The organism is Catenuloplanes japonicus, assembly GCF_000717135.1.
Classification (GTDB): domain Bacteria; phylum Actinomycetota; class Actinomycetes; order Mycobacteriales; family Micromonosporaceae; genus Catenuloplanes; species Catenuloplanes japonicus.
The window spans coordinates 29406-45081 of the sequence record NZ_JNXY01000017.1 but is presented as its reverse complement, the minus strand read 5'-3'; the positions used below and the strand labels follow the sequence as shown (position 1 = coordinate 45081).

General features: G+C 70.3%; 12 protein-coding genes. 6 read left to right on the top strand and 6 right to left on the bottom strand.

Annotation, left to right across the window (positions count from 1 at the left end):
- Positions 1 to 8 precede the first annotated feature (8 nt).
- From OP04_RS23660 to OP04_RS23650, 3 genes are read left to right on the top strand one after another with little or no spacing between them, the layout of a single operon-like run.
- Positions 9 to 1904, top strand: coding sequence for a GMC family oxidoreductase (locus OP04_RS23660; RefSeq protein ID WP_033342009.1), 1896 nt, complete (start codon positions 9 to 11; stop codon positions 1902 to 1904).
- A complete protein-coding gene (locus tag OP04_RS23655) occupies positions 1901 to 3007 on the top strand; it encodes a ferritin-like domain-containing protein (RefSeq protein WP_051798794.1) in 1107 nt (368 codons plus the stop codon). The genes OP04_RS23660 and OP04_RS23655 overlap by 4 nt, the downstream gene beginning before the upstream one ends.
- Positions 3004 to 3504, top strand: coding sequence for a hypothetical protein (locus OP04_RS23650; RefSeq protein WP_033342008.1), 501 nt, complete (start codon positions 3004 to 3006; stop codon positions 3502 to 3504). The genes OP04_RS23655 and OP04_RS23650 overlap by 4 nt, the downstream gene beginning before the upstream one ends.
- Positions 3505 to 3973: 469 nt before the next feature.
- Here the strand turns inward: OP04_RS23650 and OP04_RS23645 are convergent, their stop codons facing one another.
- Positions 3974 to 5788, bottom strand: coding sequence for a sigma-70 family RNA polymerase sigma factor (locus OP04_RS23645; protein WP_033342007.1), 1815 nt, complete (start codon positions 5786 to 5788; stop codon positions 3974 to 3976).
- 309 nt (positions 5789 to 6097) lie between these two features.
- Between OP04_RS23645 and OP04_RS23640 the strand changes: the two genes are divergently transcribed.
- Positions 6098 to 7567, top strand: coding sequence for a non-reducing end alpha-L-arabinofuranosidase family hydrolase (locus tag OP04_RS23640; protein WP_033342006.1), 1470 nt, complete (start codon positions 6098 to 6100; stop codon positions 7565 to 7567).
- A 21-nt stretch (positions 7568 to 7588) separates the two neighbouring features.
- Here the strand turns inward: OP04_RS23640 and OP04_RS53560 are convergent, their stop codons facing one another.
- From OP04_RS53560 to OP04_RS23620, 5 genes are all read right to left on the bottom strand, one after another.
- On the bottom strand, positions 7589 to 7753 hold the full coding sequence (locus tag OP04_RS53560; protein WP_157240227.1) for a hypothetical protein: 165 nt from the start codon (positions 7751 to 7753) through the stop codon (positions 7589 to 7591).
- A 117-nt stretch (positions 7754 to 7870) separates the two neighbouring features.
- The gene (locus OP04_RS23635) at positions 7871 to 8914 is read right to left on the bottom strand and encodes a LacI family DNA-binding transcriptional regulator (RefSeq protein ID WP_051798792.1); all 1044 of its coding nucleotides are present in this window, start codon (positions 8912 to 8914) and stop codon (positions 7871 to 7873) included.
- A 20-nt stretch (positions 8915 to 8934) separates the two neighbouring features.
- Positions 8935 to 9750, bottom strand: a complete 816-nt coding sequence (locus OP04_RS23630) for a carbohydrate ABC transporter permease (RefSeq protein ID WP_033342005.1) — start codon at positions 9748 to 9750, stop codon at positions 8935 to 8937.
- Positions 9747 to 10616, bottom strand: a complete 870-nt coding sequence (locus OP04_RS23625; protein WP_051798790.1) for a carbohydrate ABC transporter permease — start codon at positions 10614 to 10616, stop codon at positions 9747 to 9749. The genes OP04_RS23630 and OP04_RS23625 overlap by 4 nt, the downstream gene beginning before the upstream one ends.
- A gap of 57 nt (positions 10617 to 10673) precedes the next feature.
- Complete coding sequence (locus OP04_RS23620) at positions 10674 to 11981, bottom strand: ABC transporter substrate-binding protein (protein WP_051798788.1); 1308 nt, start codon at positions 11979 to 11981, stop codon at positions 10674 to 10676.
- Between the two features lie 187 nt (positions 11982 to 12168).
- On the opposite strand from OP04_RS23620, the gene OP04_RS23615 reads away from it, so the two are divergent.
- Both OP04_RS23615 and OP04_RS23610 read left to right on the top strand, forming a co-directional pair.
- On the top strand, positions 12169 to 13986 hold the full coding sequence (locus OP04_RS23615; RefSeq protein ID WP_051798787.1) for a glucosidase family protein: 1818 nt from the start codon (positions 12169 to 12171) through the stop codon (positions 13984 to 13986).
- Between the two features lie 4 nt (positions 13987 to 13990).
- Positions 13991 to 15670 carry an amylo-alpha-1,6-glucosidase gene (locus tag OP04_RS23610; RefSeq protein WP_033342003.1) on the top strand — a complete coding sequence of 560 codons (1680 nt, stop codon included), beginning with the start codon at positions 13991 to 13993 and terminating at the stop codon, positions 15668 to 15670.
- The last annotated feature ends 6 nt before the right edge of the window (positions 15671 to 15676 follow it).

Genomic DNA, 15676 nt, shown 5'->3' with positions numbered 1-15676 from the left:
AGCATGTCGTGATCTTTCCCGAAGGGGCCGCGGCCCGCACCGACACGACCGACGTCGCCGGCCGCGTCTACGACGTCGTCATCGTCGGCGCCGGCATCTCCGGCGCGATCATCGCGGACCGCCTCAGCCGCGAGGGCCGCTCGGTCCTGCTGCTCGAGGCGGCACCCGCCGACGACCTGACCATCAGCGGGTACGAGACGTACCTCAACCGGTTCTACGGCACCGCGATGAAGGACAACCAGGCGCCGTACCCGGTGCTCCCACCGGTCCCGATGCCGCGCAGCACCGACGCCCGCCCGCTCCCGCCCGGCGGCGGGCCGAACACCGGCGGATATCTCGTCCAGGACGGCCCGCACTCCACCGACACCACCTACACCCGGGTGCTCGGCGGCACCACCCTGCACTGGGAGGCGAAGATCCTCCGGATGCTGCCGGAGGACTTCGAGCTCAGCCGCCGGTACGGGCAGGGGCTGCCCTGGCCGCTCGGCTACGACGAGCTGGAACCGCTCTACCGCGAGGCCGAACGCGAGATCGGCGTGTCCGCCGACATCGAGGACCAGCGGTACCTCGGCCTGCACTACCCGCCGGACTACGTCTACCCGATGCGCGGCCTGCCCGCGTCGTTCCTGGATCAGACCGTGGCCAAGGGAATCGACGGCACCTCGATCCGGGTGGGCGACGACGAGGAGATCCCGATCCGGGTCCGCCCGTTCCCGCAGGGCCGCAACGGCATCCCGAACCCGGCCTACGACGCCGGACGCGGATTCACACCGGTCGGCGCGGTCAGCACCCACCAGGTCGAGGAGGGCGGGCGCTGCCAGGGCAACAACAACTGCGTGCCGATCTGCCCGGTCCAGGCCAAGTACCACGCCGGCAAGACGCTGGCCCGCACGCTGCACCGCGACGTCGACCTGCTGGCCCAGGCCGTGGCGTACAAGGTGCACACCGACCCGGAGAACGGCCGCGTCACCCGCATCGAGTACCGGCGCTACCAGGATCCGCAGTCCACCGCGTACGAGACCGGGTTCGCCCAGGGCCGTACCTACGTGCTCGCCACCAACGCGATCGAGAACGCGCGGCTGATGCTCGCCTCCGGGCTGCAGGACCGCGCCGACCTGATCGGCCGCAACCTGATGGACCACGCCTACCTGCTCACCTGGGCCCGGCTGCCCGAGGTCGCCGGCACCATGCGCGGCACGAACTGCACGTCCGGCATCACCGACCTGCGCGGCGGCCGGTTCCGCCGGGACCGGGCCAGCTTCAGCATCGACATCCACAACGACGGCTGGGGCTGGGCGACCGGCGCGCCGGTCACCGACCTGCTCCGGATCGTCGACCAGGACCACCAGTACGGGTTCGGGCTGCGGCGCTCGCTTGTCGACCAGGTCAGCACGCAGCTGCTGCTGGCCCACATGATCGAGGTGCTGCCGGACCGGGACAACCGGGTCACCGTCGACCCGCGCTACCGCGACGAGCTGGGCAACATGCGCCCGGTGATCTCGTTCAAGGTCCCGGACTACACGATGCGCGGCGCCGCGTTCGCCCGCGACCTGTCCCGGCAGCTGTTCGGCAAGCTCGGCGCGGAGGACCACACCGGCTACGACCCTGCCGAGTACGGCTACGTCGAGTTCGGCGGCGACGGCTACCGCATCCTCGGCGGCAACCACCTGGCCGGCACGCACGTCATGGGCACCAGCCCCGCCACCTCCGTGGTCGACGACCACCAGCGCAGCTGGGAGCACGAGAACCTCTACCTGGTCGGCGGCGGCAGCATGCCCACGATCGGCACGGCGAACACCACGCTCACCTCCACCGCGCTCTGCCTGCGCACCGCCAAGCACCTGATCCAGGAGCTGCGGCGGCAGGACCGGCCGGTGACCCTCGCGACGATTGGCGCCCGATGACCCCGCACACGCTGCTCGCCGAACGCCGGCTGCCGGCCGAGATCGACACCATGGCCGAGCTGGAGGCGTACCTCAACGCCGCGCTGCGCCTGGAACACGCCACGATCCCGCCGTACCTGACCGCGCTGTACTCGCTGCACCCCGGCGCGAACTCGGACGCCCGGCACCTCATCCGGGTCGTCGCGGTCGAGGAGATGCTGCACCTGACGCTGGTCGCCAACGTGATGAACGCGGTCGGCCTGCGCGTGGACCTCACCGCGGACGACTTCGTCCCGCGCTACCCGGCGCACCTGCCCAGCGGCGAGATCGACTTCCTGGTGAGCGTGCAGCCGTTCTCCCAGGCCGCGGTGACCACGTTCCTCAACATCGAACGCCCGGCCAAGGCGCCGAACGAGAGCAGCCGCCTGCTGCCCCGCCCGGACCTCGGCGCCGGCACCGTGCTGGCGGCCAGCCCGATCGACCCGAGCCGGCGCTTCTACAGCATCGGCGAGTTCTACGAGGAGATCGACCGCGGCCTGCGCCACCTCGACCACCTCTACCGCGCGGAAGGCCGGGAACTGTTCACCGGCGACGTCGCCCGCCAGGTCACCGCGGAGTACTTCTACTCCGGCGGCGGCGAGATCGTGGTCGTCCACGACCTCGCGTCCGCGCTGAAGGCGCTGGAGCTGATCACCGAACAGGGCGAGGGCCTGGGCGGCGGCATCTACGACGGCGAGGGCGAGCTGTCCCACTACTACCGGTTCCAGCAGCTCCAGCTGGGCCACTACTACCAGCAGGGCGACGTGCCCGGCCGCCCGAGCGGGCCGCCGCTGGACGTGGACTTCACCGCGGTCTACCCGGTCGCGATCGACGCCGCGCTGGCCGACTATCCGGCCGGCTCGCCGGTGCGGGAGGCGGCGCAGCGCTTCAACGGGACCTACGGTGACTTCCTCGCGCACCTCACCGCGGCCTACGACGGGGAGCCGCGGAAGCTGCTCGAGGCGGTGCCGTGGATGTTCCGGCTGCGCGACGACATCGAGCACCTGATCCGCAACCCGTTCCCCGGCCGGCCCGGCGTCCACGCGTCCCCGGTCTTCACCCGCGCACCCGAGGAGCGGTCATGATCCTGGACGACTTCGTCGCGTTCTCGTCGGAGGTCACCGGCTTCACCGAGTTCGACCTGATCGGCACCGGCCAGGCCGAGTCCTACCTGCGCACGGTGACCGAGGTGGTGGGCGAGCGGACGCTGGCCGACCTGCTCGACGCCTACCGCGCGCGGGTCACCGACACCGGCGACGAGCAGGCGCGCGCCGGGCAGCTGACCGGGGCCGTCCTCGGCGACGACCGCCTCGGCCCGATCGCGCGCAACATCATCAAGCTCTGGTACAGCGGCACCTGGTTCGCCCTGCCCGACGACTGGACCGGCCGGTTCGGCGCACCCGGGCGGGAGGGCACGTTCAACGCCTCCCCGCAGGCCTACACCCAGGGCCTTCTCTGGTACGCCATCGGCGCGAACCCGCCCGGCGCCCGCGCCCCCGGCTACGGTTCCTGGGCGTCGCCGCCTCTCATCCCGGCGCTGCCGCCGTCACCCGTGCCGCAGAGCGTGCGCACCGGCAGTTGAGCGCCCGGCACCGCACCATTGAGCGTCCGGCGTCGGGGCATTGAGCGTTCCGCATCGCGTCGCTGCGCGTCCGGTGCCGCGTCGCTTCGCGTTCGGTGTCGGGGCATTGAGCGTTCGGTGTCGTGCCGCTTCGCGTTCGGTGTCGGGGCATTGAGCGTTCGGTGTCGTGCCGCTTCGCGTTCGGTGTCGGGGCATTGAGCGTTCGGCATCGCGTCGCTGCGTGTTCGGCATCGCGTCGCTGCGCGTCCGGCGTCGCACCCTTGAGCGCTCGGCATCGAAGTCTGGGCCGCTTCGATCCACGGGCACTCCGTGCCCGAAATTTCGTGAAATAGCGGCCTGACGACCGCGGCGCCCCTGCTCAGATGCCGAGCGCTCACCACAGATCAAAAGATCAAGATCCCCAGCCCGCGACGGTACGCCGGAGGAGCCCGCAACCGAAGCCGTGCCTGGCCGTCGCGGATCCGCGACGTCAGGCCAGCGGTGCGCGGACCGTGAACGAGGCGTCGGCGAGGAACGCGGCGCCGCCGTCGGACCGGTCCACCCACAGCTCGTCGCCGCGGTGCCGCAGGAACCAGCCCGGATAGTTCGACGACTCCAGCGCGATCGTGCCGGCGGCGGACCCGGGACGCGGACAGAACGTGGAGTCGCCACGGAACAGCGCGGTGCCGTTGTCCAGGCTCAGCCGGATCCGCCAGTCGGAGTGCCGCAGGTAGCGGCCGTCCGCGATGCGGAACGAGAAGCACGCGGGGTCGGCGTTGCCCGGCACCGCGTCCAGCGTGGCCAGTCGCCGCAGGGCCGGGTCGCTGTCCGGGGCGACCGGGGCCAGCACGCCGAGGAAGCCGCTGGTGGCCGCATACCGGCCGGGCGCGTTCGCCGCTTCCAGCGACACCGGGCCCGGCGCGAGCCCCCGACCGGTGTCCGGTGCGACGGTGCCGGAGGGTGGCGTGTTCGCCGGGCCGGTGATCGTGGCGGCCGGGGTGCTGCTCGCCGTCGTGCCGGCCGCGGTCCCGGGCGGTGCGGGGGAGGTCAGCTGGGCGGTGGCGACGACGGTACCGGCCGCGAGCGTGGCGGCGGTGACGGTAGCGATGATCGGATGCACGGCCGCGAGCTGCACGAACTGGGCCAGGACACCCGCCTTCACCGCACCGGCCGCAGTGCTGACGCCGGCCGCTGACCCGGCGCTTGCCGCGGATCCAGCGCCGACCGCGGAGCTGGTACCGGCACCGACCGCAGAGCCGGCGCCAGCAGCGGAGCCGGTGGCGGCTGCGGAGGTGGTGGCAACCGATCCGGCGCCGGCCACCGACCCGGCCGCGGTAGCGGAGGCGCCGGCGGTGATCGACTTTCCGAGGACCGCCGCCGTCACCGTCGCGGGCACGGTCAGCAGCGCGAACGCGGGCAGCAGGCGGTCGGGTGCCACCAGGCCGTCCGAGGCGGCGGTGCAGGCGTCGCACGCGCGGACGTGCCGGGACAGGCGTTTGCGCCACAGCGGGCTCGGTACGCCGTCCCATCCGGCGGTCCCGGCGCGCAGCGCGGCGCAACCGGCGTCCAGCGCGGCCACCAGCGATCGGCTCGTCTCCAGCTGCCCGTGCATGCGCTGCAGACGCACGCCCGCGTGCGCCACGCTTATGCCCAGTGCCGTGGCCAGCTCCGGGCGGGACAGGCGGCCGGTGGTCTCCAGCCACCACAGGGACAGCAGTGCGCGGTCGTCCGGGTCGAGCCAGCGGCTCGCCCGCTGCAACCGGCGGCGTTGCGCGGACAGTTCCACGCGCAGCAGCGTCTCGCCCTCGAATCCGGCGTCCGCCGGATCGTCGTCGGGCCCGTCGAGACCGGCTGCCACCACGTCCCCGGCCTCCACCGCATTTCCGGTCTCCGCCGCGCCCCGGGAAGCCGCCGCACCCCGGGAACCGGCCGCACCCCGGGAACCGGCCGCGCCCCGGGAACCGGCCGCGCCCCGGGAAGCTGCCGTGCCCCGGGAACCGGCCGCGTTCGCGGTGTCGGCCGGGGCCGGGTGCCGGTCGGGGCGGTGCAGGTAGGTGCTGATCTGGCGGACCGTGATGGCGGCGAGCCAGGGGCGGAAGCTGTCGGGGGAGTGCAGCGAGTGGAGCCGGTGCAGTGCGCGGACCATGACGTCCTGGACCACGTCGTCGACGTCCGGTGTGCCGCCGAGTGCCTGGTGGACCATCGTGTAGACGGCCGGCAGGTGTGCGGTGACCAGCGTGTCCAGCGCGTGCCGGTCGCCGGTCTGGGCGGCGGAGACCAGCGCCGTGTCGTCCGTGCGGACCATCCGCGCCTCCGTCGTCAGCCGGTGGTGACGATTCCGGGACGGGCGTGGTGCCGCATTGCTGCCTCCTTATCGGAATGACGCTGTCGAAAACATAGATGCCGGTACCTTTCTCGTCAAGGCATCGGGCGCCCGGCCAGGGGCGACTCGCGCGGACGGTTCCGCATAACACTTATTCTGGCATCGATTCGTTTTTTTGTTTGTTGTGACGGTTTGGTGGACCCGAGTCGTATCATCAAAGCGATTTTCGGTCTTGAATTGGCATTTACGAGAGACTATGTTTGCGCTCATCTGCTCCCGAAAGGCGCTTTCATGAGACGCACCCTGTTCTCCCTGGCCGTGCTGGTCACGGCCGTGTTGCTCGCCGGTGCCTCCGCGGTGGTGACCGCGACCGCGGCGAGCGCGGCCACCATCGACACCAGTGCGTGGTATGTGCTGGTCAACCGCAACAGCGGCAAGGCGCTCGACGTCTACAACCTGGCCACGACGGACGGTGCCAGGATCACGCAGTGGGCCCGCAACGACGGCACGCAGCAGCAGTGGCAGTTCGCCGACTCGGGCAACGGGCGATATCGGCTGAAATCCCGGCTGTCCGGCAAGGTGCTCGACGTCTACAACTGGTCGACGGCAGACGGCGGCGCGATCGTGCAGTGGGCCGACAACAACGCGGCCAATCAGCAGTTCACCGTGCAGGACGTCGACGGTTACATCCAGCTGATCAACCAGAACAGCGGCAAGGCGATCGAGGTGCAGGGCGCCTCCACCGCGGACGGCGGCAACATCGTGCAGTACGCGGACTGGAACGGGACGAACCAGCAGTGGCAGCTGGTCCGGGTCGGGTCCGGCACGCCCACGACGCCGCCGCCGGGCGGGTCCTGCACGCTGCCGTCGACGTACCGGTGGAGCTCGACCGGCGTGCTGGCGAACCCGCGCTCGGGGTGGGTGTCGCTGAAGGACTTCACGGTCGCGCCGTACAACGGCCGGCAGCTGGTCTACGCCACCACCCACGACACCGGTACGACCTGGGGCTCGATGAACTTCAGCCTGTTCACGAACTGGTCCGAGATGGCCTCGGCCTCGCAGAACGCCATGTCGTCCGGCACGGTCGCGCCGTCGCTGTTCTACTTCGCGCCGCAGAGCGTGTGGGTGCTGGCCTACCAGTGGGGCGGGCCGGCGTTCTCCTACCGCACGTCGAGCGACCCGGCGAACCCGAACGGCTGGTCGGCGCCGCAGACGCTGTTCTCCGGCACGATCACCGGGTCGGGCACCGGGCCGATCGACCAGGCGGTGATCGGTGACGGCACGAACATGTACCTGTTCTTCGCCGGTGACAACGGCAAGATCTACCGGGCGAGCATGCCGATCGGGAACTTCCCGGGAAGCTTCGGCAGCAGCTCGACCGTGGTGATGAGCGACTCGACGAACAACCTGTTCGAGGCCGTGCAGGTCTACCGCGTCGCGGGCCAGAACCAGTACCTGATGATCGTCGAGGCGATCGGCGCGAACGGGCGTTACTTCCGCTCGTTCACCGCGTCCAGCCTGGGCGGCTCCTGGACGCCGCAGGCCGCGAGCGAGAGCAACCCGTTCGCCGGCAAGGCCAACAGCGGCGCCACCTGGACCAACGACATCAGCCACGGCGAGCTGCTGCGGACCAGCGCGGATCAGACCATGACCGTGGACGCCTGCAACCTGCAGCTGCTCTACCAGGGCCGCTCACCGAGCTCCGGCGGCGACTACGGGCTGCTGCCGTACCGGCCGGGCCTGCTCACGTTGCAGCGCTGACCCCGTTGCCGTTCCTCCGGGTCAGGCCGCGGCCCGGAGGAACGGGCGGACGCTGCCGTCGGGGATGCCGTTGCGGTCGTGGTCGGCCACCGTCACGTCGTCGTTGCGGTCGCCGTCCGTGTCCGTCCCGGTCACGACGGTCTCGTCGGCCGGCGCGATCGGGAAGCGGAGGATGTTGTCACTCATCGCACTGTCCATTCTGGATTGTCCGGCGCCACCCTGGCGCCACCAGAAATCTATGGCCGCCCACTCTCGCGCGATATCCCGGGAAAGTGCCATGGAGTCCCCTGTGGGCGAAATGCGTCACGTGGTACGCGCCCGGGAGGTCGAGCCGCGCAGGCGGATGTCCGGCTCGATGAGGATCTCGTCGTTGCTGACCGGGCGGTTGGCGATGAGGGACGTGATGAGGCGGGCGACGTTCTCCGCGATGCGCTCGGTGGGCTGGCGGACCGTGGTCAGCGGCGGGTTCGTGTAGTCGAGCAGCGGCGAGTCGTCGTAGCCGATGATCGACACGTCCGCGGGGACGCTGAGCCCGGCCCGTTCCGCCGCGCGATAGGCGCCCAGCGCCATCTCGTCGCTCGACGCGACCAGTCCGGTCACGTCCTGCGCGATCAGCGTGGCCGCGGCCTGCTGCCCGCCCTCGAAGTTGAAGTGCCGGCGGACCACGAAGTCCTCCGGGCGCTCCAGACCGAGCCGTTCCATGGCCAGGACGAAGCCGTCCACGCGCCGGTCGGCCGGGATGTTGCCGACCGGGCCGGCCAGCAGGCCGATCCGCCGGTGGCCGAACTCGTGCAGGTGGGAGACCGCGAGCTCGGCCGCGCGCGCGTCGTCGGTCGACACGATCGGGGCCTCGGACTCGGGGAAGCCGCCGTTGATGCTGACGTAGGGGATGCCGCGCGCGCTGATCAGCGTGGTGACCCGGTGGTCGGCGTTGCGCAGCGTGTTGCTGGACGACAGGAAGATGATCGCGGCCACGCCGGAGTCGATCAGCGCCTCGACGTAGTCGCGCTCCTGCGGCGTACCCGGATAAACAGGGCAGATGATGGTCTTGAGGCCGTAGGGGCTCAGCTCGCTCTCGATCCGCTCGGCCTGCTGGGCGAAGATCGGGTTGCGCAGGCTCGGCGTGAGCACCAGCACCAGCTCGCTGTCGAGCGGGCGCTCGTAGCCGACCTTGCGCAGCGCCTCCTCGACCGACTGGCGGGTGGCGGCGGACACGCCGTACTTGCGGTTGAGCACGCGGCTGACCGTGGCCTCGCTGACGTCGGCCAGTTCGGCGACGGCGGCGAGGCTGATGCTCCCGGCCGCCCGGCGCTTCTTGGGTTGCGCCGCGTCGCCGGCTGCCGCCATGTCGTTCCTCCGAGGTGTGGTCACTGCTTCACTGAGCCGGCGAGGAGTCCTGCGACGAACTGCCGCTGCAGGAACAGGAAGAGGATAAGCACCGGTACGACCGAGAGGAACGTGCCGGTCAGCAACTGACCGTAGTCGGTGGAGCTGACCCCCTGCAGTGAGGCGAGCGCGACCGGCACGGTGTAGGCGTCCGCGGTGCGCAGCACGGTCAGCGGGTAGACGAAGTCGTTCCACTGGCCGAGGAACAGGAAGATCGCCAGCGCGGACAGGGCCGGGCGCATCACCGGCAGCACGACCTGGAAGAACACCCGGGCCTCGCCGGCGCCGTCGATCCGCGCGGCCTGCAGCAGCTCGTCCGGCACGCCCTGCATGGCCTGCCGCATCAGGAAGATCCCGAACGGGACCGCGAGGTTGGGCAGGATCAGCGCGGGGTAGGAGTTCAGCCAGCCGGCGGACACCATGATCTGGAACAGCGGGACCAGCGTGACCTGCGACGGCAGCGTCATCGAGGCCAGGATCACCCCGAAGATGAGGGTACGCCCGGGAAAGTCGAACTTCGCGAACGCGTACCCGGCCGCGCTGCAGATGAACACGCCGAGCACCGTGGACGTGGCGGACACCACGACGGAGTTGCGGATCGCGTCGCCGAACCGGTTCTCGGTGAACAGCCCGGACAGGTTGTCCCAGAACGCGGTGCCGGGCAGCAGGTGCGGCGGCGTGGAGAAGATCTCGCCGGTGGTGTGCGTGGTCGCGATGACCAGCCAGACGAACGGCGCCACCATGATCACGGCGCCGAGCGCGATGAACGTGGTCAGGAAGACGGAGAGCCTGGTCATGACGCGCGCCTCCGGAGGATGAGCATCTGGGCGAGCGCGAGCAGCACGACGATGCCGGTCAGCACGTAGCCGATCGCGGACGCGTAGCCGAAGTCGAAGTACTTGAACGCGTTCTCGTAGAGGTACATGCCGATGGTCAGCGTGGCGTTGTCCGGGCCGCCGTTGGTGAGCACGTACGGCTCCTCGAACAGTTGCAGCGTGCCGATGGTGGAGAGCACCACGGTCAGCACGATCGCCGGGCGCAGGCCGGGCAGCGTGACGTGCCGGAACTGGTGCCACCGGTTCGCGCCGTCGACGGACGCGGCCTCGTAGAGCTCCTGCGGGATCGACTGCAGCTGCGCGAGGTAGATGACCGCGTTGTAGCCGAGGTAATGCCAGGTCAGCGCCATGACGATGGACATGCGGGCCCAGAACGGGTCGCCGAGCCAGGAGATCCGGGGCAGCCCGATCGAGGTCAGCACCCAGTTGAGGAAGCCGTTCTGGTAGTTGAGCAGCGCGGAGAAGACGATGCCGTACGCGATCAGGCCCATCACGATCGGCACGAAGTAGGAGACCCGGAAGAACGCGCGGGCCTTGAGCACCTTCGAGTCGAACGCGACGGCCAGCAGGATCGCCAGCACCAGCATGACCGGGACCTGCACGGCCAGGATCTCCGCGGTGTTGCGGAACGCCGTCCAGAACAGCGGGTCGGACAGCACGCGGGAGAAGTTGTCCAGCCCGGTGAACGTGTCGGCGCCGCCCTGCCGGGTGGTGAGGCTGAGGTAGAACGCGTACCCGACCGGGTACGCCTTGAATGCGAGGAAGAGGATCAGGACCGGCGCGAGGAACAGGTACGGCGTCGCCCGGGTCCGCAGTGAGTAGGACATCGGTGCTCGTCTCGGGGGAGTGCGGGCGCCGTTGCCGGCGCCCGCGTCACGGTGGATCTAGGCGATGTCGCGCTTGGTCTGCCCGGCGAGCACCTTGGCGGCCTCGTCGAGCGCGGTCTTCGGGTCGGCGCCCTTGAGCAGCACCTGGCTCTGCGCGTCGGTGTACGCCTTGAGCGCGCGTGCGTAGTCCTTCGTGTAGTAGCTGGGGCTGGTCTCCTTCTTCAGCTCGCCGACGAAGAACTCGTTGACGTTGAGGCCCTCGAAGTACGTGCTCGGCGCCTTGAACTCCTCGGTCTCCCACATCGGCATGTAGCCCGGGAACAGCCCGGAGCCCTGGTAGACCAGCTTCGCGCCGTCCGTGCCGGCCAGCGCGAACTTGACGAACTCGAAGGCCGCCTTCTTGTGCTCGCTGGCGCCGGCGACGGCCAGGTAGGTCGCGCCGCTGAGCGCCGCGGTCTGCCCGCCCGGCTTCATCGCCAGCGGGCCGCGGATGGCCCACTTGCCGGCCAGGTCCGGTGCGTTCTCCGCGAAGACGCCGGCGACCCAGGACGCGCCGGGCACGATCGCCACGTTCGCCTGGCCCTTGATCTGCGACATGAAGTTGTCCCAGCCGCCGGGGACGTCCGCGACGAGGCCGGCGTCGTTGGCGCGCTTGAGGAAGTCGAGCGCGGCCACGCTGCCCGCGTCGTTGAGCGTGATCTTGCCGTCCTTGTTGAAGAAGAACGTGCCCTGCAGCCGGGACAGCGTCTGGAAGAAGTCCGCGGAGGAGGACTCGGACGCGGCCTTGTCCATGGCGAACAGGAACGTGCCGTTCTTCGCCTTCAGCTTCTTGCCGGCCTCGAGCAGGTCGTCCCAGGTGGCGAGCGTCGCGACGTCCACGCCGACCTCGGCGAACAGGTCCTTGCGGTAGTAGACGGCGGCGCTGTTCACCTCGTACGGCACGCCGTAGACCTTGCCGTCGGCGCCGGAGCCGCTGGCCCAGATGCCGGGCGGGAAGTCCTTGGCGATCGTGTCCGCGCCGAGCGCGTTCAGGTCGGCCAGGCCGTCCGGGAACGTCTCGGTGTAGTTGCCCATGTAGTCGATGCCGAGGTTGATCACGTCGGCCAGCCCGACGCCGCCCGCGGCCATGCCGGTGGTGGTCTTGTCGTAGATCGCCGGGTTGCCCACGTTCTCGATCTTGACGTCGATGTTCGGGTACTGCTTCTCGAACGCGGGAACGGCCGCCTCGAGGCCCTTGCCGGGCTGGTCCCAGGTCCAGACCGTGATCGTCTGCTGCGCGGACAGATCCTGGCCCTCGCCACCGCCACTACCGCCGCCACAGGCGCTGAGCGTGATGACGGTGGCTCCTGCAAGCGCGGCTGCCACGTACCGTATGCGATTTGGGTGCATTGTCTCTATCCTCCCGATTGGGCGACGGTGCCGGCCGCCCTTGCCGAGGTGTTACTTTCTTTCTTGCAAGAAGTTATTGCAAGATTGCGTTACAGACCCGCAACATACAGAGCCAGTGTGACGCCCGCAAGACCCGTCAGCAGCTCAGTAGAGGAATCCACCGATGACACTCGCCCCACCCACGCCGGTCGCCGGCACGCTCGGCCGCCACGACGACCGCACCTGGACCGTCGCCGGCGCGCCCATCGTGCTGCGCTTCCCGGCCGGCCCGGTGTTCCTGCTGGACGAGTCGGACAACGGGCGATATGTCCTGCCCATGCCGGAGAAGGCAGACGGACGCGGCCGGTGCTGGGTGCTGTCCTCCGGCGAGGGCCCGTCGTGGTCGATCACCGCGCCCGGCGAAAAGATCACCGTGACCGTCGACGACGACGTGCTGGTCACGGTGCACGCCACGACCGCCACGCTCACCGCTCACCGCACCCGCCCGCACGCCGACGTCGACGGCGCCGAGTTCACGCTCGACTTCCCGGGCGCGGAGCCGCTCGCGGAGGCGTTCGCCGGCTTCTACTGGGGCACCATGCTGCCGTCCGTGGTCGAGCGCACCCGTGCGGCCGGCTACCCGATCTCTGACGGCTACGTGATCAGCACGCTCGCGGACAAGTACGTCGGCACCTACCCCGACGTCGACCACGAGTTCCAGATCAAGGGCCGCATCGCCTGGGGCAGCGCGCTGGACCTGGACGTGGTCCGCCGCATGATCGAGCTCCAGCTGAAGCTGATGCGCGAGGACCCGGCCCAGCTCTGGCGCGACCCGTGCGCGGTCCAGCCGGACGGCGACCGCGAGTACCACGTGCGCCGCAACAGCATGGACGGCACCGAGAACGCCAACATGTTCCTGGTCACCGGCAACGTCGAGGTGCTGGAGTCGATCTGGCTCTACATCGCCCGCACCAAGGATCTGGACTGGCTGCGTACCCACATCGAGGACATCGAGGGCGCGGCGTCCTGTGTGGAGGACTGTATCGACCCGCAGGGCCGGCTCTGGTCCGACGTCTACTACGAGGACCAGGTGATCAAGGACGGCCGGGAGACGCTGGCCTCCGCGCTCGCGGCCCGCTCGTTCGAGCTGCTCGCGGCGCTGTCGACGACGATCGGCCGGGACGCGCGCGCCGCGCACTACACCGCACGGGCGAAGCAGCTGTTCGGCGCGCTGGTCCAGCCGCTGCCCACCGGATACTGGGATGCCGGCAACGCGCGCTTCACCGACTGGGTCGACCGGTCCGGGCGCGTCCACGACCACATCCACCTGCTGGCCAACATCCTCCCGGTGATGTTCGGCGCGGCCGACGAGAAGCAGTCCGCAGCCGTGCTCGCGCTGGTCGAACGCGAACTCGACGAGTTCCAGCGCTTCCCGACGTTCCTGGCCGCGCGGATCGCCGACTACACGGACAGCGAGATCGGCGACGGCGGGCCGTACGACCTGTGCGCGGCCGGCCGCTACTGGTGCTGGGACGCCGCGTTCTGGTCCTGGCGCGGCAACGGCGGCATGCTGGCCGACCAGCTCGGCACGGTCGCCCGGCAGGGCGCGGCCGACGACTACGTCATGGGCGAGCGCTACGACATGGACCACGTGTACTACGTGGACGGATCCCCGTGGCACGGCGCTGCGCACTACTACGAGTACCCGTGCGTCTACGCGTGGGTGCTGATCTGCGAATACCTGGGCGTGCGGCCGTCGCTGGACGCGGACCTGCGCATCGCGCCCCGGCTGACCGCGCACGGCACGGTCACGCTCGGCCAGGCCGCCTACCAGCTCTCCTACGACTTCCGGCCGGACAGCTTCACGCTGCGCAACCTCAGCGGCTCCGAGAGAACCTTCGACCTCGACCTCGCCGCGCTCTACCCGCACGCGACCACGCTGCCCGCCACGCCGGTCCGGATCGCCGCCGGCGCCCACCTGACCGTCACCATCGAGAGCTGAACCGATGACCACCCCCCTCGCGATCGACCTCGCCGCCACCCCGTTCTCCCGGCGCGGCTCGTACTTCGCGATCTCCGATGTGGACGGGCTTCACCTGCGCACGGTCCGCGGCGACGCCCGCCACCGGGAGATCCTGCGCCTCGACCTCGGCGGCACGCCCACGGCCGACGTCCGACCGGGACTGCTGCGGCTCACCCGCGCGGCCACCGGCGTCGACGTGGCGCTGGCCGGCACCGGCAGGGCCTACGTCCGGGTCACCGCCGGCACGCTCGCGCTCGACTTCCAGATCCGCGACCAGTACGACGTGCTGGTCCCGGAGAGCACCGAGGCCTGGCGGTACGTCGACAGCGGCGCCAACCGCAACTACCGGCTCCGGCTCACCGAGGGCACCGCCGTCCTCGACTCCGCCTGGGACGGCGTGCGGAACACGCGCGCGCGAATATCGGTCACCGGCCCGGCGCTGCTGGTCATCGACGAGTACGGCAGCTCCGTACCCCCTGATGGCCTCGGTGACTCGATCGACACCGTCGCGTCCGAGGCCGCGGCCGATTTCGCGCTCTGGCTGCACCGGCACGGTTCCTCGCAGGACGACGGCATCGCCGCGTTCGTCACCTGGGCCGCCATGGTCCCGGCCGGCGGGTTCCTCCAGCGCGAGTCGATGCTGATGTCCAAGAACCGGATGACGAACGTGTGGAGCTGGGACCACTGCTTCAACGCGATGGCGCTGTGGCACGACCCGGCCGCGGCCGCGGACCAGCTGCTCACGCTCTTCGACCACCAGGACGAGCACGGCTGCCTGCCCGACTACGTCAACGACGCCGGCCTGGAACGCAACTTTGTCAAACCCCCGATCCACGGCTGGACGATCGGCTGGCTGATGGACCGCGACGGACTGCCCGGACACGTGATCGACGCGCTCTACACGCCGCTCGCCCGGTGGACCGACTGGTGGTTCGCGCACCGCGTCTACGGCGGAGACGGCATCCCGTCCTACAACCACGGCAACGACTCCGGCTGGGACAACGCCACCGTCTTCGCCACCGGCGTGCCGGTGCAGAGCCCGGACCTGCTCGCGTTCCTGGCACTGCAGATGCACACGCTCGCGCGCATCGCCGACCGGCTCGGCCGCACCGCGGAGGCCGCACGCTGGCGCGAGCGCGCGTCCGCGACCGTGCGCATCATGTCCGCGCACTTCTGGACCGGCGACCGCTTCACCGCCCGGCACACCGTGTCCGGCGCGCCGATCGTGTCCGACAGCCTGATCACGCTGATGCCGCTGGTCCTGGGCGAGCTGCTGCCCCGGCCGCAGTTCGAGGCGTGCGTGCGACGGCTGGTCGACGGCGGCTACGTCACCGCGCACGGGCTGGCGACCGAGCCGCCGCACAGCCCGTTCTACGTCTCCGACGGCTACTGGCGGGGCCCGGTCTGGGCGCCCACCACCATGCTGATCATCGACGGTCTGCACCGCGGCGGGCACGCGGACCTGGCCGACGACATCACCCGTCGTTTCCTGGCCACCTGCGCCACCGCGGGCATGGCGGAGAACTTCGACGCGCTCACCGGTGCCGGCCTGCGCGACCTCAGCATGACCTGGACCGCCTCGGTCTACCTCATCCTGGCCGGCGCCGATCCGGTGGCCGCGGCCACCTCCGCCGCCGCGGCGACCCCGACGGCAGTCCGGTGATGCCGG

Excerpts from the sequence above, each read along its gene's own strand:
- OP04_RS23640 (WP_033342006.1), top strand. The coding sequence starts at position 6,098 with ATGAGACGCACCCTGTTCTCCCTGGCCGTGCTGGTCACGGCCGTGTTG.
- OP04_RS23645 (WP_033342007.1), bottom strand. The coding sequence starts at position 5,788 with ATGGTCCGCACGGACGACACGGCGCTGGTCTCCGCCGCCCAGACCGGC.
- OP04_RS23615 (WP_051798787.1), top strand. The coding sequence starts at position 12,169 with ATGACACTCGCCCCACCCACGCCGGTCGCCGGCACGCTCGGCCGCCAC.
- OP04_RS23625 (WP_051798790.1), bottom strand. The coding sequence starts at position 10,616 with ATGTCCTACTCACTGCGGACCCGGGCGACGCCGTACCTGTTCCTCGCG.
- OP04_RS23650 (WP_033342008.1), top strand. The coding sequence starts at position 3,004 with ATGATCCTGGACGACTTCGTCGCGTTCTCGTCGGAGGTCACCGGCTTC.
- OP04_RS23610 (WP_033342003.1), top strand. The coding sequence starts at position 13,991 with ATGACCACCCCCCTCGCGATCGACCTCGCCGCCACCCCGTTCTCCCGG.
- OP04_RS53560 (WP_157240227.1), bottom strand. The coding sequence starts at position 7,753 with ATGAGTGACAACATCCTCCGCTTCCCGATCGCGCCGGCCGACGAGACC.
- OP04_RS23630 (WP_033342005.1), bottom strand. The coding sequence starts at position 9,750 with ATGACCAGGCTCTCCGTCTTCCTGACCACGTTCATCGCGCTCGGCGCC.
- OP04_RS23655 (WP_051798794.1), top strand. The coding sequence starts at position 1,901 with ATGACCCCGCACACGCTGCTCGCCGAACGCCGGCTGCCGGCCGAGATC.
- OP04_RS23635 (WP_051798792.1), bottom strand. The coding sequence starts at position 8,914 with ATGGCGGCAGCCGGCGACGCGGCGCAACCCAAGAAGCGCCGGGCGGCC.